The organism is Burkholderia sp. Ax-1719 (assembly GCF_011753055.1).
In the GTDB taxonomy this organism is placed as follows: Bacteria; Pseudomonadota; Gammaproteobacteria; order Burkholderiales; family Burkholderiaceae; genus Paraburkholderia.
The window spans coordinates 517,380-536,383 of the sequence record NZ_VWWJ01000001.1 but is presented as its reverse complement, the minus strand read 5'-3'; the positions used below and the strand labels follow the sequence as shown (position 1 = coordinate 536,383).

Sequence of the window (19,004 nt, the reverse complement as noted above, 5' to 3'; positions counted from 1 at the left end):
CGGGCGCTGCCCGGGCGCCACTCCGTTTTATAGGCTGTGGGTGTACGGCGAAGCACTGGCGGTTTGAGCGGCTTTCTTTTCCCCCCTTTTCTTTGCCGCTGCAAAGAAAAGGGGGTGCCGCCCCGCACAGGGGCAACGCGTGCTTACCGACACGAAATCAGGCAATTCACGAAAGAATCACAAAGGAGACACCCTCAATGTCAACCGCAGAACTCGATCAAAAAATCCTCACATTCCCTGCAGCAACAATTGCAGGCCAACCGCACCACAGCGCGACGCCCCAAACCTCAACCCCGATCCACAACGCCTCAACAGGCGAGCAAATCGGCTGGCAAGAACAAGCAACGCCAGAGCAAATCGACAAAGCAGTAAAAACAGCGCACAGCGCCCTCGCATCATGGCGCGCCACCGCGCCCACCGCCCGCGCGAAGCTACTCAAAAAAATCGCAGAACTAATCGAAGCCGACCGTACCAGCCTCGCATCAATGCAAATGCAGGTCAGCGGCAAGCCTCCCTTCGAAGCAAACCTCGACGTCAGTGACGCCGCCGCAACCTTCGACTACTACGCCGGCCTGTGCGAGCAAGCCAGCACCTTCGCCCCCGAAACCCTCACACTTCCGGACAACACCGTCACCGGCGAGCGCTTCTACGAAGCCGTAGGCGTAGCCGCCCTGATCGTGCCGTGGAACTTCCCGATGGTCACCACCGCCTGGAAGATCGCCCCCGCGCTCGCAGCAGGCTGCACCGTCGTCCTCAAGCCATCGGAATTGACCTCGCCGGTTGAGCACATGCTGGCCGCGATCATCGCCGAAGCGGGCGTGCCCGATGGCGTCGTCAACCTCGTCAACGGCGGCGGCGCAGTCGGCGCGCAACTCACCGCGCATCCGCTGATCGACAAGATTTCGTTTACCGGCAGCACCGCATCGGGCAAGAAAGTGATGCAGGCCGCCGCGCAGGACATGAAGCGCGTGACGCTCGAACTCGGCGGCAAATCCGCGCTGATCGTGCGCGCCGACGCCGATATCGAACGCGCAGTCTCGCTAGCCGTAGGCGGCGCATTCACGAACGCCGGCCAGATGTGCTCGGCAACGGCGCGCATCCTCGTACACGACGAGGTCTACCGCAAATTCATGGCCGCGTTCGAAACCGCTGTGCGCGCAATCCATGTTGCCCCTCCCGCCGAAAACGTGGCAATGGGTCCGCTGGTCTCGGCAGCGCAGCGCGAACGTGTGCAGGCGCTGGTCGCGCAAGGCGTCGAAGCGGGCGCATCGGTGGCGTTTTCCGGTCAACTCGATACAGCCTGCGCCGAGGGCTTTTTCATGGCCCCCGTCGTGGTCGCGGAACCGTCCGTGGACAACGTGCTATGGAACGACGAAGTGTTCGGCCCCGTGGCCTGCGTGAAGTCGTTCCGCACCGACGATGAAGCCATCGCCCTGGCCAACGACACACGCTATGGCCTGGTCGCCACCGTCGTGACCGCCGATAACGACGCCGCGCGCCGCTACAAGGCGCAACTGCGCGCGGGCCTCGTGTGGATCAACACGCCGCAACTGATCTTCCCGCAAGTCTGCTGGGGCGGCCTGGGTCTGAGCGGTATCGGCCGTGAACTGGGGCTGGCCGGCCTGCGCAGCTATCAGGAACTGCGCCACGCGCTGACCGATGCGGCTTGACGCGCGCGTGTCCTGACGACGACGCGTTAATCCCGCGCCAGACCGGCTTGCCGTTCCGGCGCGGGCGTCACCAGCGTCGCGCAGCACGGTACGATGCAAAGCAGTCCTAGCAGCATCCAGAACGAGGTGTCCAGACCCACCGCCCTGGCGACGAATCCAACGGCGGCAGGGCCGACCAGCACGCCCGCATAGCCCGTTGTCGTGATCGCCGCGATGGCGAGCGCAGCGGGCATCGTCTGCTGCGCGCCCGCACGGCGGAACAGCACCGGCACGATGTTCGACGCGCCCAGCCCGATCAGCAGGAAACCCGCGAGCGCCAGCATGGCTACGGGTGCAACCAGCACCACCGCAAAGCCCGCCACGGCCACCACGCCACCCCAGGTCAACGTTGCACGATCTCCAATGCGCGCCGTCACGGCGTCGCCGGTCAGTCGCCCAAACGTCATCGCAATGGCGAACAACATATAGCCCAGACCGCCCTGCGCCGCGCCCACCAGCCCTTTGCCCGTAATCAGCAGCGCACTCCAGTCGAGCAACGCACCTTCCGCCAGAAACGCGATGCAGGTCAGCGCCGCGATCAGCAGCACGATCCCGCGCGGCACGACGAAGAGCGGTCCCTTTGTGGCCTGCGCGGCGCGCATCAGCCGAGGCCGCGCGAGAAGCATCGCCATCAGCATGAGCACCGCGCAGAGCGTCGTGCTTGCAAACGCGCCGAGATGCAGCGATAGCAGAAACGTCATGAAGGTCGATCCCGCGAAGCCGCCCACGCTAAACAGCGCGTGAAATCCCGACATCAGCGGCTTGCGCGCTGCACGCTCCACCTCGACCGCATGCACGTTCATGGCGACGTCGAGCGAACCGAGCGCCGCGCCGAACGCGAGCAGCGCGATCCCAAGTGCGACCGGCGTGGCGGCCACGGTGAGCAGCGGCAGGATCAGTGCAAGCGCAATGCCGCTCGTGACGATAATCGGCTTGCTGCCATAGCGCGCGCTGAGCGCCCCCGTGACCAGCATGGCAACCACCGAACCCAGACCGATACACAGCAAAAGCACGCCGAGCGTGCCGTCATCCACGGCAAGACGTTGCTTGGCGAAGGGCACCAGCGGCGCCCAGCAGGCGATGCCGAAGCCGGCCACCAGAAAGGCAAGACGGGTCGCGAGGCGCGTGGCGGGACGATCAACGGATTCCATCGGCGTGGGCTCCTGAGTCAAGTTTAGTTGGGCGCGCTTTCAGCGTTCGCAGGACGCTGCGCCTGCAGGACGGTGGTCCCCGCCTTCTTGAGCGCGGCAAGCTGCGCGCGCGGCGCATCGTGCTCGACGACCACGCAGGCGACGGCATCCAGCGTCGCGACGCGATGCGATGCGCGGGCATCGAGTTTGTCAGTGGTACTGAGGATCAATGTGTGACGGCTACACGAGACCAGCGCGCGCTTGAAGGAGGCATCGGCGAATTCATAGGCGCTCACGCCCTCGCGCGCCGACAACGCGCATGCGCCCAGAAAGCAGCGATCGATATGCAGATTCAGCACGCTCGCGACGGCGGCGGCATCGACGCTGCCGCCCACCACCGGGTCGACCTGGCCGCCCACCATGATGAGGCGGATATCGGCGCGCCGCAAAAGCGCGGCGGCAATGTCGATGGAATTGGTCGCAACGGTCAGTTCGAACTCTTCGGGCAGTGTTTCGACCAAGGCAAGATTGGTGCTGCCACTGTCGAGAAACAGCAGTTCGCCGCGCTGCACCTGAGTAGCGGCGGCGATGGCAAGGGCCTGCTTGCGCTCGCGCGCCTCGTCCATGCGCGCGGCCATGGGTGCCGACGCCGCAGAAATGGGCAGCGCGCCGCCGTAGACGCGCCGGCAGCGCCCTTCGGCGGCGAGCGCGCGCAGGTCGCGGCGGATCGCGTCTTCCGATACCTCGAATTCGACGGCGAGCGTGGCCGCCACGACGGCGTGCCCAGCGGCAAGGCGTGAAGCGATCAGTTCGCGACGGGCGATAGGAATGTCATCGGTCATGGCCCATCATAACGTGCACGAACAAGAATGTAAACGTGCACAAACGTGCATTCAGGGAACGCACGTTTGCTAGCGGCGGGCGTGGCCGTCACGCACTATTGCCGCCATTGCCCCGTCAGCATGAGATCCAGGTTCTGAACCGCAGCCCCGGATGCACCTTTGCCAAGGTTGTCCAAAACTGCAGCCAGCAGGACCTGCTCGTTGTCCGGGTCGTGAAATACGCTCAAGTGCATGTCGTTGGTACCGTTGAGCACTTGCGGATCCAGCGTTTTCGGCGCACTGGATTCGCCCAGCGGCAAGACCCGTACGTGAGTGGTTCCCGCATAGTGGCGTGCGAGGCATGCATGCAACGCGGCGCCATTCACGCCAGGCGCCAGCAGCCTCAACGCCAGCGGCACGGTCAGCACGATCCCCTGGCGGAACGATCCGTACGCTGGGACAAAAATGGGGCGCAGTGCAAGCGCGGCGTGCCGCTGGATCTCCGGCGTGTGCTTATGCGCGAGTTCCAGACCATAGACCTGATATGAAGGCGCATTGGCTGCGTTCGTTCCCTCATGCTCTTCCACGCCGGCACGCCCGCGTCCCGAGTAGCCGGATACCGCGTGAATGCTGATCGGGTAGTCGTCCGCTATCAGTCCGGCCTGCACCAGTGGACGCAGCAGGCCGACTGCGCCCGTCGGATAGCAGCCGGGATTGGTGACCCGACGCGCGTTCGCAATCTGCTCTGCCTGCCCCGGCGCCATTTCCGGAAAGCCATAAGTCCAGTCCGGCTGTGTGCGGTGCGCGGAACTAGCGTCGATCACGCGCACAGCGGGATTGACGATGGCGCTCACCGCCTCACGCGCGGCGGCATCGGGCAAACAGAGGATGGCGATATCGCAGGCATTGATGGCTTCGGCGCGACGCCGCGGATCTTTACGGTCCGCAGCGGTAAGTGTGAACAGTCTGATGTCCGTCCGGTTACGGAGCCGATCGTGGATCTGCAGTCCGGTGGTGCCTTGGTCGCCGTCGATAAACACTACGGGAGAGTTCATACGTGGATGACTCCGCTGACTGGGGGGTTGTATCAAGCAAAGAGGGATCAGGTAAAACGAGTCGCCATAATGCGCGGATGGCTAGAATAGGAAAAGTTGAATTTCATAACGACCACCTTCAGTTTTTCTGAATCAGGATTCGGACATGCGAGAGATCAGCCTGGACCGCCTGCGCACTCTGGTCGCCGTTGCCGATCACCGGTCATTTGCGGAAGCTTCTCGTTCATTGCACCTGGCGCCGCCAACGGTCAGCCTCCACATCGCAGAGCTCGAAGCACGCATTGGGGCTCCGCTCCTGTTGCGCAAGCGTGGACACGTAGGGCCGACGTCCATAGGCGCATTGCTGGTGGAGCGCGCGCGTCGACTGCTGGCCGACGCCGAGCAGGCGTTAGACGATATTCAACGCCAGGTAGAAGGGCTCGAAGGGCGGGCGCGTCTTGGTGCGTCCACGGGGGTGATTGCGCACCTGCTGCCTCAGGCGCTCGAGGTCCTGCGCGAGCACCATCCCGCCATCGACATTCAGATCGCAGTCCTGACGTCGCAGGAAACCTTGTCCCGGCTGGTGGATGGCACGCTGGATGTCGGGCTGATCGCGCTGCCGCAGCCACCGGTGGCCGGACTGGTGATCAAGCCCTGGCGTCGCGACCCTGTCATGGCCTTCGTACCGGCGCATTGGCGGTGTCCCGCCCGTGTGACGCCTGAATGGCTCGCCGCCCAACCGCTTATTCTCAATGACGCAAGCACGCGTCTTTCGCGCCTGACTGCGGAATGGTTCGCGACGGGTGGACAACACCCCGCACCGCGCATTCAGCTCAATTACAACGACGCGATCAAGAGTCTGGTAGCGGCAGGATACGGGGCAACGCTTTTGCCCCACGAAGCCACGACGCCGTCCCCCGACAGTCGTATCGTCATGCGTGCGCTGCGCCCGGCGTTGTGGCGGCGCCTGGGTATTGCATATCGCGCGGGGTATGTCGAACGTTCGACGCAACACGTACTCGATGTGCTGTGGGATTTGCGATTGGCGTAGGCGTGCCGCGGGAGTATTTCATTTCACTTCCTTACTCAATCCGGTCGCGGTAAGCCTTCGGGTACGAGCGATGCGATAAAGTCGCAGCTCTGCGCCACCCGCTCAATATCGATGCCATCGCAATCACTCAAACCCGAAACGTCCGCCCCAACACCACTGGACGAAGCGCCGACCTTGCCGGACGCCAGGCGTCGGCGCGTGTTCATTGGCCTGCTGCTCGCCATGTTTCTCGGCGCACTCGATCAAAGCATCGTCGCCACGGCGTTACCCGTCATCACGACGGAACTCGGCGGACTTGACCATCTCACCTGGGTCGTCACGGCGTTCATGCTGACCTCGACAATCAGCGCCCCGATGCTGGGCAAACTGTCGGACCTGTACGGCCGCAAGCCTTTCTTCGCGTTGAGCGTGGTGATATTCGTAGGCGCATCGCTGCTATGCGGCCTGGCGCATTCGATGATCGCCGTGGTGCTTGCGCGTGGCTTGCAAGGCATCGGCGCGGGCGGCCTGATGACGCTGTCGCAGACGCTCGTTTCCAGCATCGTTCCGGCGCGCGACCGGCCGCGTTATCAAGGCTTTTTCACCGGCACGTTTGCGGTCAGCAGCGTGGCGGGCCCGCTTCTCGGTGGGGCGATCACGACGCATCTGTCGTGGCGCTGGATCTTTCTGATGAATCTCCCGCTGGGCATCGCGTCGCTGTTGCTGGTGCTCGGCGCATTGCCACGCACGCCGCGCGCGGGCGAGGCCAGCGTCGACTATGTCGGCGCGGCGCTCATCACAGCCGGTACGTCCGCCCTGCTGCTGCTCTTCAACGCGGCGGATATTCCCGCCGTCGCCAGCCCGCTGGCGCGCACGATGCTGGGTGTGTCCGCCATCGGCGCGTTCGCACTGCTTTACTTCGTCGAACGCCGCGTGCGGCAGCCCATCATCGACCTCAAGCTCTTTCGCATCGTGCCGTATGCGGCCTGTGTTTCGGCCTCCGGCATCATGTCGTTCGCGATGATGGGCTCGCTGGTCTTCATGCCGCTTTATTACCAGCTCGTGCTGGGCGAAAGCCCCACGCAATCCGGCGCCATGACGCTGCCCCAGGTGGCGATGATGATGCTGACGTCGATTGTCGGCGGTCGTTTCGCCAGCAACGGTCGGCGTCTCAACACGATTCTCGTGCTCGGCGTAGGCCTCGAATGCGCGGGACTGGTGCTGCTGGCCTGGTTCGCGCATCGCGGCGCAAGCGCGGGCGCCTTCCTCCTGACGATGGGTGTGCTCGGGTCGGGGATGGGCATGGGCATGTCCACCGCGACCGTCATCGTGCAGAACTCGGTCACCGACGCCGTGCGCGGCTCCGCAACCGCCACGATGTCGTTCGTGCGCTCGCTGGGCGGCTCGCTTGGCGCCGCCGTATCGGGCGGCGTGATGGCGTTCGTGCTGAACGCGCAGCTGGCCACGCTGGGCACGCAATTCGACGTGCGCGCCTTTCTCGATCACGGCCTGAGCGCAATCTCTGCATTGCCGCACGCCCAGCAGTCCTTGATCGTCGAGGTCTATCGGGCGGCGATCGGCGCGAGCCTCGTGGCGGGCGGCGTCATGATGTTCCTCGGGTTCCTGATTGTCCTGCGTCTGGCCTCATTGACAGCGCGGGCAAAAGATCGCGCCTGACATTTAAAAAGTAATCCGAACTAATTAAACTGGCTTTGTCGACCGTTTGCCCGCGCATGACTTAAAACGTGTAGCGCAATGAAGCCGATCCGGCGAGCGAAGCCGCGCCGTGATGCCCCGCGGTACCCGATACGCGGATTTCTGCGCTGGTCGGGCCTTTGCTGGCCGCAAGTCTGAGCGCCGCCACGCCCAGATAGCGCGTGTCGTAGGCGGCGATCTGACTGATGCCATAGCCTTCGATCGAACCGTTGCTAGTGACGGTCGGCGAATTCAGCGCTTCTTCGTAGCCGAGCGTCATACCCGGCGTAAGCGTCCACTTGCCCAGTTCCAGAGCGTTGATATCCAGATCGACAAGCGCCCGCGCGGTTAGTTGATCGTGCTTGACGGCCTGCATGTCGAGCGCGAGTTCGCTGCCGGTTTCCTGGAAGCCGTTGATGCGCGCCTGGGTATAACGCAGCCCGATCTGTGGCGTAACGGTCAGCGACCTAAGCTTGAAACTCTTGCCGAGCATGCCCGTGGCGCTGTAGAGCCATTGATGCGAACCGCCCGTTGCGGTGCCGAGATTGTCGCCCAGCGCGCGCGACGAATCGTAGGTGCCTTCGCTCGCCATCAACATGCCGCTGACGAACGTACCGCTGTTGAGCGCGCCGATTGCGAGCCGCGCGCCGCCGGCGATCTGAACGCTGTCGAGCGTCGCCGTCGCGCCAGCGCTTTCGACCCGCTGGTTTTCGCTGCCGATCGCGCCGTACACGGTGAGCCGCGGCGAAACGCGATGCGTCGTGCCAATCAAAATGCCGCTGTCTTCCGATTTGCTGTTCGCGCTGCCGGTGGCGCCCGAGGCCGAGGTGATGTCGCTCCACACCGACACCCAGACCGGATGCGCAGGCTTGCCTTCGGCACTCAGCGAACCGAAATCGCGGATCGCGGATTCCACCGCGAGCGGCTGGTTCATCAGATATGCCAGCGCGTCGGCATGAACCTGCCCGCCGATGCGATTCTCCATGCCGTCCAGCGTGCCCGCGTCGATGGCGGACTGCAGGAAATAGTTGAATGCGGTGTAATTTCCGGACAACGAACTATTTTGCAGATTCTGCAGAAGCGCCGCACCCGCTGCCGCATTGCCGTGCATCGCCGCCTGACCCGGCAGCGAGTTGTAATAGACCATCTTCGCGCGCAGCACGTAGATATCGGCCATCGAAAGGCCCAGACCTTCGGTCAGATAGTTCGTCATCGACCCATATTCGGCAATGACCTCACTGAGCGCCGAAGTGAGCCAGCTCGAATTGACGCTGTAGATTTCCTTGATCGCCTCTGCCATTTGCTCGCCGACGGTCGCGCCGTACAGCGCGGTGTAGGTCTTGAGTGCCGCTTCGTAATACGCCTCGATGGTCGCGGCGGAATAGGAATTGGTGGCCAGATAGTCGGTCATGATCTGGCTCGACGACACGCCCGCGATGCTCTCCAGCAACACCGCCGCCCAGCCCGTGCGGTCCTTGCCCGAGGTGCAGTGGATCAGCGCGGCGCTGTCGCCATGCGCGAGCGCGAGCAGCAGTTGCGCGAATTCGCTGCGCTCGCTCGCATCGGTCACGAAGCTGTCGTACATCGACGTCATGTACGCATCGGCGCCCGTCACCGAGGTGTAGGCGCTGCTCGTCGCCGTGACCGTGGTTGAGGCCAGGATATTGATGTTGGTGTCAGTCGCGCCGGAAACGCTCGCATCGGGCGCGGCAGCGATTTCGCTGGTGGTGCGCAAATCGTAGATGCTGGTGATGCCGAGTTCGGCGAGCGTGGCGGCGTCGGCGGCGCTCAGGCTCGATAGCGCGCTGGAGCGATAGAACACGCCCGTACGCATGACGCCGTCATAGGCGACGCTGTTGCTATAGCCCGTGCCGCCGTACAGCGTAGAGATACCCGCGATGTCGCGAAAGTTGGCAAGCGTCGAGAGAATCGGTGTGTCGATCACGTAAGTGACGTCGGTCGCATGAGCGCCTTCGATCGACAGACATAGGGTGGTCACCGCGCACGCCATGGCGTTTCGTAGTTGCATATTGTTGTTGTTCCTGTCTCTTGAAATGTTCCGCGCACCGCTATCGCCCTGCTGCCACGGCGATCCGCTCGATACGCGGCCGCCATAAAAACATACAGATATGTATGTTTCATGAAAAAATACAGTGTTGTATTTTTCGGGCGAGGAATTCGTGGTATCGGCGGCGGCCTGAGGCGCGAAAGAATCGGCAAGAACTGGAAAGAAAGCCGGGCCGCTGCGGCGGGATAAGGCTTGCGCTCTAGTAGAATCGGGCTTTCCGCTTGATGTTCCATAAGTGGAACCAGCCCATATCGACATGCCCGATCACGAGTCTTCAGAGCCCAGACCACTCAGCCCGAAAGCCCAACGCACCCGAGCCCGGATGTTTCAGATCACCGCGGAAATCATCGGCCGTCAGGGGTATAGCGCGTGGAGCGAGGAATATCTCTGTGAGTTGTGCGAGTGCACGCGGGGGGCGTTGCGCTATCAGTTTCCGCAGGGCCGATACGATCTGCTGCCGGCATTCATCGCGTCCGCGCTCGACCACGATGCCGCGATGATGAGCGCGATGAGTGCGCTAACCACCAGGGAGCGGCTCTATCTGATCCTCAGCAGTCTGCGCGAGCGGCCGCCGTCCGAGATGACGGTGGCGATGCTCGAAATCTGGATGGCCGCGCGCGGCGATGCGCGCTTGCAGGAGAAAATCCAGCCGATGATGTCGGGCGCGGACGGCCGCTTGCTGGGCCTGCCCGATGGCGAGCGCGATCCTGAAGTGCTGGCGCTCTTCAATATCCTGTTTGGCATCAGCCTGAGCAGCGTGCGCGACGATTTCGATCCCGCCGCATTGCGGGCATCGCTTGACTGGCTGCTGGCGCAATTGCCCGTGCCGCCGTCGCTGGCTGAAAAACGCGCGGCGCTCACGAGGGCGCGCGAGGCGAAGCGGTTTGAATCGGCGAAATAAAGGCGCGTACGGTACGGTAGTGCTGGCTTCTGGTCGGTTAGGTGGCGGCCCTGCCTACGCGTAGCACAGAGGTGCGGTGCGTAGGTGCGATCTGTAGAACCTGAAACGCTGCATCAGCAACCGACCACAGACCGCCTGGCTACTCAGTCGGAGGTTTTCTCCCTGACCGCGTTGTGCAAGTGCAGCTTCATGAAATCGGCTGCCGCCTCTCTCTGATCAGACAGCAGCAAGTCGATCAGCGTAAGGTGTTCGCGACACCTGCGCTCCGCCTGATCACGATCCACCGCTTTGCGGTACTCCATCAATCTGCGCAGCCGGTCGAGCCTGCGCAGGCCATCGAGAATAAATACGTTGCCCGAGCACGCCGCAATGGTCTCGTGCAGGCGGCTGTTCGCATCGAATAACGCCGCGGGCGACGCCGTTCTCGCGCCACCGTTGGCGAGCACTTCCTGTTCGGCCCGGCAGCGCAGCAGCGCCTCACGCTGGAGCTGGAAGGTCGGCTCCAGAATCCCCGCAGCTTCGATCAACAGTCGATATCGATAACCCTGTCGATACGTCTCCGACGACGTGAGCACCGACTGGAACTGCCAGCCGTGACCAGGCCGACGCTCGATCCATCCTTCCTGCACCATGCGCCGAAGAACCGCGTTGAGTTGTGCGCGCGTGATGCCATAGCGCCGCATCAACTCGTTTTCGGTGATGCGGTCTTCCAGCCTGCCCGCGAGCCGGTCTTCGGCGATGGCCAGATAGGTCTGCTCGCCCGCATCGGCATTTTCCACTTCGCTGACTTCGGCCTCTGAAACCGGTTCGACGCCTTCCGCGACCGCGTAGCCGCCATCCGGATGCGGGGCGACCACCGCCTGTCCCGCCAGACGCTTGAGCGCCTCGCGCACGGGCGAGCGCGAAACATTGAACCGCTCGGCGAGCAGACGCTCCGGCAAACGCGTACCGGGCGGCATGCAGGACTGGGTGATGTGCTGGTGAATATTGGTCGCGAGCACATCGGCTAAGGCGCGGGGCATGGCAGTCGGAATGAGGGGAATTTGCCTCAATCGTATCACATGCACGCAAATGGACTTTTAAAACATCATAAGACCATTCGTAATTCGCTATTGGTATGAGTCATACACGCGGCCCCCCGTCACTCAATTTGCCGCCAAAACTCGCCTGACTCGGGCTTTCACACCTCTTCGCTGCCGTTTTCTATCACCTGTCGTTTACCCTGGATGGCCTTTTAAAACCACAAAAAACCCTTTACTTGGTTTCGTGCATGCATAAAATACCAACCAACGCAGCCTCTAAGCATCGGGAGACACATGTATCGCAGGAACCTTCTCGGCGCGAGCCTCGCAGCAGTCGGCGGCCTTGCGCTGTCGGGCGCATGCTCCGGCGCCAGCGCATCCGGCGCGCTTGCAGCGTCGACATCCGCCGCCGACGCCAAGGCCACGCCGCACGACCATCCCAGCGCACTCGCCTCCGCGCTCCCGCCCGGCAGTTGCGACTGCCACGTCCACATCTTCGACGCCGCACGTTATCCGTTCGCTGAGAACCGCTCATACACACCGGGTCGCGCACTGGTTTCCGACCTGCTCGACTTCGAAGCGCGGCTTGGTATCGAACGAGTGGTGATCGTGCAGCCCAGCGTCTACGGCACCGATAACGCCGCCATGCTGGCCGCGCTGCGCGATCTCGGCACCTTGCGCGCACGCGGCATCGCCGTGATCGATCCGCAAACCGTGACACAAGCCGAACTGCACGCCATGCACGACCAGGGCGTGCGCGGCGTGCGTCTCAATCTCGAAGTGAAGGGGCAGCGCGACCTGAGCGTGGCGCTCGCTCAGCTTCAACGCGCTGCCGAAACGGTCGCACCGCTTGGCTGGGCGATCCAGATTTACGCCGATGTCGATATCGTTGCCGCACTCGCGCCCACGATTGGCGCGCTGCCGGTCCATGTCGTGCTCGATCACTTCGCGGGCGTGCGTGTGCCGAAGCAGCCCGAGCAGAAAGAGGCTTTCGATACCGTGCTCGCGCTCGTGAAGGGCGGCAACGTCTACGTCAAGCTTTCCGCGCCCTATCGCGCTTCGCGCCAGGCCCCCGACTACGCCGATATCGCGCCCTTCGCGCAAGCGCTCATTCAAGCGCGTCCGGATCGCATGCTGTGGGCGTCGGACTGGCCGCATACGGGCAGCGCCAGCCATCGCGACGGCGATCTCTCGCGCGTCGAGCCGTTCCGCAACGAAGACGCGGGCCGCGCGATCAACCACGTACTCGCATGGGCCGACACGGCCGCCGTGCGTCAACAGATTCTGGTCGAGAACCCTGCTCGACTGTATGGCTTCGCCGCCCAGACGAGCTAATTCAAATTCTGATTAATAAGGATACCTTTATGTTTCGCACCCTGAACCCCGCCACCGAAACGGTCGTGGCCAGCTTCGATGCCGCCACGCCCGACCAGATCGAGCAGGCGCTCGCCAACGCGCACGTCGCCCAGCGCGCCTGGGCAAAGCAGCCGCTGAGCGTGCGTACCGCAGCGGTCGCACGCCTCGGCGAAGTCCTGCTGCGCCGCAAGGCTGAAATCGCTGCGCTCATCACGCTGGAAATGGGCAAGCCCATCGCCGAAGCCGAAGCGGAAGTCGAAAAATCCGCATGGACTTGCCGCTTCTACGCTGAGAACGCGAGCCAATACCTGGGCGACGAAACCGTCTCCAGCAACGCCAGCGAAAGCTACATCGCCTATGACCCGCTCGGCGTGGTGCTGGCGATCATGCCGTGGAACTACCCGCTGTGGCAGTTCATCCGCTTCGCCGCACCCGCGCTGTGCGCCGGCAATGGTTCGATCCTCAAGCACGCGGGCAACGTGCCGCAATGCGCGCTCGTCATCAACTCGGTGTTCGCGGAAGCCGAAGTGCCTGACGGCCTGATGACCTCGCTGCTCATCGAGCCGGAAAACGTCGCCGCCCTCATCGACGATCCGCGTATCGCCGCCGTCACGCTGACGGGCTCGACGGCCGTCGGCAAGCTGGTCGCCGCGCAGGCGGGCCGCGCCATGAAGAAGCAGGTGCTCGAACTCGGCGGCTCGGATCCGTTCATCGTGCTCGCCGACGCCGACGTCGAAGCCGCCGCGAAGGCCGCAGTCAAGGCGCGTTTCTCGAACACGGGCCAAAGCTGCATTTCGTCGAAGCGCTTCATCGTCGATGAAAAAGTCGCAGACCGTTTTGTCGAACTGTTCTGCGCAGGCGTCGCGAAGCTCAAGGTCGGCGACCCGACGCAGCGCGATACGACGATTGGCCCGATGGCGCGCGGCAATCTGCGCGACGAACTGCATCGCCAGGTCGAACGCACGGTCGAAGCCGGCGCGGTGCTGAAGACCGGCGGTCACGCGATCGAAGGCGCGGGCTTCTTCTACGCGCCCACGGTGCTGGACCACGTCGCGCCGCATATGGCGGCGGCGGTCGAAGAGACTTTCGGCCCGGTCGCTGCCGTTCTGCGCATCACGAATACGGAAGAAGCCGTGGCCCTCGCCAACGCAACCGAATTCGGTCTGGGCGCGGCGCTGTGGACCGGCGACCTGCAACGCGCAAAGACGCTCGTGCGCCAGATCGAAGCGGGCGCGGTGTTCGTCAACGGCCTCGTGGCCTCGGACGCGCGCCTGCCGTTCGGCGGCATCAAGCAGTCCGGCTATGGCCGCGAACTCGGCGCCGCCGGCATCCGCGAATTCACCAACGTCAAGACCGTCTGGATCGGGCCGTCCGCCTGAGCCGTCGCCCACGACCGTCCCCACAGGAAACCATCATGACCATCAAGACTCCCTCGGGCGCAGCCCTTCTGAAGCCCGACCAGATGCCCGTGTACGACCGTGGCGGCGGCGCGAGCACCACGCCGCTGGTCGGCAAGTCGCTCGGCTCGGACAGCTTCATCACGGGCTACACCTCGTTCGCGCCTGGCGTGAAGATCCCGTTCCACAGCCACAACTGCCAGGAAAGCGTGGTGCTGGTAGAAGGTCACGCGATTCTCGACATCGACGGCCTTGAATTCGAGCTTCAGCCACTTGATACGACCTTCATTCCGCCGAACGTGCCGCACCGCTTCCGAAACATTTCGGATACCGAATCGATGAAGATCCTCTGGATCTACGCGAACCAGGACGCCACGCGCACGCTGTCCGATAGCGGCGAAACGCGCCCCGTGTCGGCTGAACACCAAACCCCTGCGAATTAAAGCGAGTTCATCATCATGCGTATTCTTGTTTGCCCCGGCGACGGCATTGGTCCCGAAATCATCGCTGCATCCATCGACGTGTTCGGCAAGGCCGACCAGGTCTTCGATCTCGGTCTTCAGTACGATTACGAAGACATCGGCTTCGCAAGCCTCGAAAAATACGGCACGACGCTGCGCCCGGAAGTGCTCGAAAAGGCCCCGACGTATGACGGCCTGATTCTCGGCACCGTCTCGCACGCCGACTATCCGCCGCCGGAAAAAGGCGGCCGCAACGTGTCCGCCGCATTCCGCTGCGATCTCGACCTGTACGCCAACGTGCGCCCGTCGCGCACCCGCTCGTTCCTCACGTCGAACATGCGCGAAGGCAAGAGCATGGATCTCGTCATCATGCGCGAGGCGACCGAAGGCTTCTATCCCGACCGCAACATGCATCTGGGCTGGGGCGAGATGATGCCGTCGCCGGACATGGCGCTTTCCGTGCGCAAGATCACGCGTCATTGCAGCGAACGCATCGCGCGCCGCGCTTTTGAGCTGGCGATGAAGCGCAAGAAGAAGGTCACGGCCATCCACAAATCGAACAGCTTCCATATGACGGACGGCCTGTTCCTCGAATGCGTGCGCCACGTCGCGAAAGACTTCCCTGAAGTCGAACTGAACGACCTGCTCGTCGATGCGTCGACCGCTCACCTCGTGCGCAATCCGGAGAAGTTCGACGTGCTGGTCGCGACTAACTTCTACGGCGACATCATCAGCGACCTCGCCGCAGAACTCTCGGGCAGTCTGGGCCTCGGCGGATCGGTGATGGCAGGCGACAAGCTCTGTTGCGCCCAGGCGCAACACGGCTCGGCGCCCGATATCCAGAATCAGGACAAGGCCAATCCCACGTCCATGATTCTCTCGGTCAGCATGCTGCTGCGCTGGATCGGCGAGCATCGTCAGAAGCCGAATTTCAGCGCCGCGGCAGACGCCATCGACACCGCAGTCGATGCCGTGCTGGCAAACCCGGAAAGCCGTACGGCCGACCTGGGCGGCACGATGGGTTGCAAGGCCTTCGGTCTGAAAGTCGCGGAATCGGTACAGAAGTCCTGATGCACTACGCCGGCGGAGATCCAACCTCCGTCGGCCTACAAGAACAATGAAGGAGACATTCGATGATCGCCAGGCGTGCGCTGGCGAATACCGTTCGTTCTCCTCATGGTGAAAATGGCATGCGGGACGCTTGATCGTTCCACGCATCGGTCACTCCATCAGGACACCCACGGCTTCGACCTGTCGAGGCAATCATCGAAGGATTTAACATGCATTCCGAATCTTTGGCCATGGAAGCACAGCCAGAGGAACATCCTGGCAAAATCGCAATCCAGAAGCGCGCGCTGCGAAAAAATGCCTGGCGCCTGCTTCCGCTGCTCACGCTCGCCTTCGTCTTCAACTACATCGACCGCACCAGCGTAGGCTTCGCCGCGCTGACGATGAATCAGGATATCGGCCTCACGCCCGCGCAATTTGGCTGGGGCGCGGGCGTGCTATTCGCAGGCTACTGTCTCTGCGAAATCCCGAGCAACCTGGCGCTTTACAAATACGGTGCGCGGCGCTGGCTCGCGCGCATCATGATCACCTGGGGCCTTGCATCGGCGGCCACGGCAGTCGTGCAGGGGCCGACGAGTTTCTACATCCTGCGACTGCTGCTCGGCGTCGCCGAAGCGGGCTTCTTTCCCGGCGTAACGTTCTTTCTGGCGTGCTGGTTTCCGGCGCAATATCGCGTGCGAGTGCTCGCGTTCTTCATGCTCGGGGTGCCGCTGTCTTCGATTCTCGGCGGCCCGATGTCGGCGTTGCTTTTGCAGATGGAAGGTCTCGGCGGCTTGCACGGCTGGCAGTGGATGTTCCTCGTGCAAGGACTGCCCGCAGTCGTGATCGGATTCGCCGTGTTCGCCCTGCTGCGCGACGATCCCAAAGACGCGTACTGGCTCACGCAAGAGGAGCGCACCGAACTCATCCACATGCTGGAAAGCGAACCACGCCAGAAGCCGAAGAAGGCGCTCTTTTCTGCGCTCAAGGACGGCCGCGTGCTGCTACTTGCCGCGGTCCAGTTTGGCTTCATTCTCGGTTCGTATGGCATTGGCATCTGGCTGCCGCTCATTCTCAAGGGCCACGGCTTCAGCCTCGTCAACGTCGGACTGCTCTCCACTATTCCGTACATCGCAGCGGTAATCGGCATGCTGATCTGGGCCCGCGCCGTGGACCGCAGCGGCAAACGTATCTTCCATCTCGTCGCGTCGTGCCTCGCAGGCGGCTTAGGACTTGCGCTCTCCGGACTGTCGAACGGCATCGTGCTCGAACTCGTGGGCTTGAGCCTCGCGGTTGTCGCAGTGAGTTCGGCCCGCGCGATCTTCTGGACCATTCCTACGCGCTTTTTAACCGGCATCGCGGCGGCGGGTGGACTGGCGTTCATCAACTCCATCGGCACGCTTGGCGGCTTTGCAGGCCCTTATCTCGTCGGTCTGCTCAAGCAGACGACAGGGACCTTCTCTGCAGGCATCTGGGCGATGGCAGCGATTCTAGGCGTCTCTGCCGCGCTCGCCTCCGCCCTGCCGCTTCTGGTGCGCCGCGACTGAACCGGCCTCCCTTTCGCTTTGCCATCCTTCGACACTGGAGAATCCATGATTTTTGAACTGGCAGATATCGAAGTCCTCCCCGGCCACGAAGCCGAATTCGAAGCGGGCGTTCGTACGGCTCTTCCGCTATTCGCGCGCGCAACCGGATGTCACGGCGCGGCCTTGCATCGCGTCATCGAAAAGGAACGCCACTACGTGCTGCAAGTGGGCTGGGAGACAGTCGACGACCATATGGTTCACTTCCGCGAATCCGCTGATTTCCAGACGTGGCGGGCGCTGGTCGGACCGCACTTCGCGCGTGCGCCACAAGTCGTTCATGCGACGGTTGTTATCGAATAAGCCACGACTTTGCGGAGGTCTCGTGAGCCGAGACCTCCTGTTCATGCCGCCAGATTATCGGCGCCCGGTAGTTCGCCCGAACTGCACCGGGAACCACGATGCGCCATTCCAGCCATCGACAATAAACATCATAATCAGGAGACTTAATCATGTGGAAAGCGACCGCAGCGTTGCTGGCTTTGCCGTGCTCGTGTGCTTTGGCGCAAAGCAGCGTCACGCTCTATGGAATCGTCGATGCCGGCGTGAATTACGTGAGCAATGCGCAGACCGGGCGCACGACGACCGGACTCAAAGGCGCTAGCCAATGGTCTGTCATGGATGGCGCAAGCGGCGGCATTCAGGGCAGCCGCTGGGGCCTCAAGGGCGCTGAAGATCTGGGCGGCGGCTACAAAGCGGTCTTCCTGCTCGAGAACGGCTTCTTCGTGAACAACGGCACGGCTGCCCAGGGCGGCTCGCTGTTCGGGCGCCAGGCCTGGGTTGGTCTGGCGACGCCCTACGGCCGTGTGACGATGGGGCGCCAGTACGATGAAGTCGTCGATTTTTTTGCGCCGTTACTGGCCGCGCCTCAGTGGGGTGGCTATATGGTCGAGCACCCCAGCGACCTCGACAATGCCTCGAACACACGGCGCAGCAACAATTCCATCAAGTACACGTCGCCCACGCTTTCCGGCTTCAAGTTCGGTGCGCTGTACAGCTTTGGCGGAACGGCTGGATCGTTCGGAAAGAATAGCATCTGGTCTGCAGGCGCAGGCTATTCGTACGGACCGCTGAGCCTGGGCGCAGGCTATCTGAACGCGCGCAACCCGAATACTTCGTTTTTCGGCAATAACCCCAATTCGGGTGCGGCCACCACCAATAATCTCGGCGGCATTGGTTCGGCCACCTCCGCGCAGAGCAATCCGATTTTCGCCGGATTTGCCTCCGCTCAATCGCTGCAAATCATGGGTATTGCCGGAAACTGGAATTCTGGAAAAGCCACGGTCGGCGTCGGCTACTCGAATACGCAATTCCAGGATCTGGGTTCGTCTTCAGGCCCAAACCCCTTCCACTACACGGGCACTGCGACTTTCCACAACGCCGAATTGAACGGTCACTACCAGTTCACGCCTGCGTGCTCAGCGGGTCTCGCGTTTGACTATACGACGGGCGGCGGAACTGCACAAAAATCCAGTGCAAAGTACGAACTTGCGAGTATAGGCCTTGATTACGCGCTCTCCGCGCGAACCGATGTCTATTCGCTCGTCGTCTATGAGCACGCGAGCGGGACGGATTCTCTGAACCAGTCCGCTGTTGCGACCATCACCGGCATGACGCCTTCCGCCAACAGTTCTCAGGTTGCAGTTCGATTGGGGGTTCGGCATAAGTTCTAGCATTTAGCGCTGCGTCACGGTGTCGTCAAAGAAGTCACTACGACCGAAACGATGGCAACCGTAGATAAGCGCGGGCT

16 protein-coding genes are annotated in these 19,004 nt (G+C 62.7%); 11 read left to right on the top strand and 5 right to left on the bottom strand.

Annotation, left to right across the window (positions count from 1 at the left end; genetic code table 11):
• Positions 1-197 precede the first annotated feature (197 nt).
• Positions 198-1,670, top strand: coding sequence for an aldehyde dehydrogenase family protein (locus tag F3J17_RS02310; protein WP_167053379.1), 1,473 nt, complete (start codon positions 198-200; stop codon positions 1,668-1,670).
• Between the two features lie 26 nt (positions 1,671-1,696).
• On the opposite strand, the gene F3J17_RS02305 is transcribed toward F3J17_RS02310, so the two are convergent.
• From F3J17_RS02305 to argC, 3 genes are all read right to left on the bottom strand, one after another.
• Positions 1,697-2,860 (bottom strand): MFS transporter, encoded by a 1,164-nt coding sequence (locus tag F3J17_RS02305; RefSeq protein ID WP_167053377.1) that lies wholly within the window; start codon positions 2,858-2,860, stop codon positions 1,697-1,699.
• Between the two features lie 23 nt (positions 2,861-2,883).
• Complete coding sequence (locus F3J17_RS02300) at positions 2,884-3,681, bottom strand: DeoR/GlpR family DNA-binding transcription regulator (RefSeq protein ID WP_167053375.1); 798 nt, start codon at positions 3,679-3,681, stop codon at positions 2,884-2,886.
• A gap of 95 nt (positions 3,682-3,776) precedes the next feature.
• Complete coding sequence (argC, locus tag F3J17_RS02295; protein ID WP_167053373.1) at positions 3,777-4,715, bottom strand: N-acetyl-gamma-glutamyl-phosphate reductase; 939 nt, start codon at positions 4,713-4,715, stop codon at positions 3,777-3,779.
• 145 nt (positions 4,716-4,860) lie between these two features.
• Here argC and F3J17_RS02290 point away from each other — a divergent pair, with 145 nt between their 5' ends.
• Both F3J17_RS02290 and F3J17_RS02285 read left to right on the top strand, forming a co-directional pair.
• On the top strand, positions 4,861-5,745 hold the full coding sequence (locus tag F3J17_RS02290) for a LysR family transcriptional regulator (protein ID WP_167053371.1): 885 nt from the start codon (positions 4,861-4,863) through the stop codon (positions 5,743-5,745).
• A 111-nt stretch (positions 5,746-5,856) separates the two neighbouring features.
• Positions 5,857-7,401 (top strand): MDR family MFS transporter, encoded by a 1,545-nt coding sequence (locus tag F3J17_RS02285; RefSeq protein WP_167053369.1) that lies wholly within the window; start codon positions 5,857-5,859, stop codon positions 7,399-7,401.
• A gap of 61 nt (positions 7,402-7,462) precedes the next feature.
• Here the strand turns inward: F3J17_RS02285 and F3J17_RS02280 are convergent, their stop codons facing one another.
• The gene (locus tag F3J17_RS02280) at positions 7,463-9,448 is read right to left on the bottom strand and encodes a tyrosine-protein phosphatase (RefSeq protein WP_167053367.1); all 1,986 of its coding nucleotides are present in this window, start codon (positions 9,446-9,448) and stop codon (positions 7,463-7,465) included.
• Positions 9,449-9,809: 361 nt separating this feature from the next.
• Here F3J17_RS02280 and F3J17_RS02275 point away from each other — a divergent pair, with 361 nt between their 5' ends.
• Positions 9,810-10,388 (top strand): TetR/AcrR family transcriptional regulator, encoded by a 579-nt coding sequence (locus F3J17_RS02275; protein ID WP_167053365.1) that lies wholly within the window; start codon positions 9,810-9,812, stop codon positions 10,386-10,388.
• A 143-nt stretch (positions 10,389-10,531) separates the two neighbouring features.
• On the opposite strand, the gene F3J17_RS02270 is transcribed toward F3J17_RS02275, so the two are convergent.
• Positions 10,532-11,410, bottom strand: a complete 879-nt coding sequence (locus tag F3J17_RS02270; RefSeq protein ID WP_167053363.1) for a GntR family transcriptional regulator — start codon at positions 11,408-11,410, stop codon at positions 10,532-10,534.
• Positions 11,411-11,704: 294 nt separating this feature from the next.
• Here F3J17_RS02270 and F3J17_RS02265 point away from each other — a divergent pair, with 294 nt between their 5' ends.
• From F3J17_RS02265 to F3J17_RS02235, 7 genes are all read left to right on the top strand, one after another.
• On the top strand, positions 11,705-12,745 hold the full coding sequence (locus tag F3J17_RS02265; RefSeq protein ID WP_167053361.1) for an amidohydrolase family protein: 1,041 nt from the start codon (positions 11,705-11,707) through the stop codon (positions 12,743-12,745).
• 29 nt (positions 12,746-12,774) lie between these two features.
• Complete coding sequence (locus F3J17_RS02260) at positions 12,775-14,145, top strand: NAD-dependent succinate-semialdehyde dehydrogenase (protein WP_167053359.1); 1,371 nt, start codon at positions 12,775-12,777, stop codon at positions 14,143-14,145.
• Positions 14,146-14,180: 35 nt separating this feature from the next.
• On the top strand, positions 14,181-14,606 hold the full coding sequence (locus tag F3J17_RS02255) for a cupin domain-containing protein (protein WP_167053357.1): 426 nt from the start codon (positions 14,181-14,183) through the stop codon (positions 14,604-14,606).
• Positions 14,607-14,621: 15 nt separating this feature from the next.
• Complete coding sequence (locus tag F3J17_RS02250; RefSeq protein ID WP_167053355.1) at positions 14,622-15,695, top strand: isocitrate/isopropylmalate dehydrogenase family protein; 1,074 nt, start codon at positions 14,622-14,624, stop codon at positions 15,693-15,695.
• Positions 15,696-15,904: 209 nt separating this feature from the next.
• Positions 15,905-17,218 (top strand): MFS transporter, encoded by a 1,314-nt coding sequence (locus tag F3J17_RS02245; protein WP_167053353.1) that lies wholly within the window; start codon positions 15,905-15,907, stop codon positions 17,216-17,218.
• A 45-nt stretch (positions 17,219-17,263) separates the two neighbouring features.
• Entirely contained in the window at positions 17,264-17,557 is a 294-nt protein-coding gene (locus tag F3J17_RS02240) for an antibiotic biosynthesis monooxygenase (protein WP_167053351.1), read from the top strand.
• A 149-nt stretch (positions 17,558-17,706) separates the two neighbouring features.
• Positions 17,707-18,927 (top strand): porin, encoded by a 1,221-nt coding sequence (locus F3J17_RS02235; RefSeq protein WP_167053349.1) that lies wholly within the window; start codon positions 17,707-17,709, stop codon positions 18,925-18,927.
• Positions 18,928-19,004 lie beyond the last annotated feature (77 nt).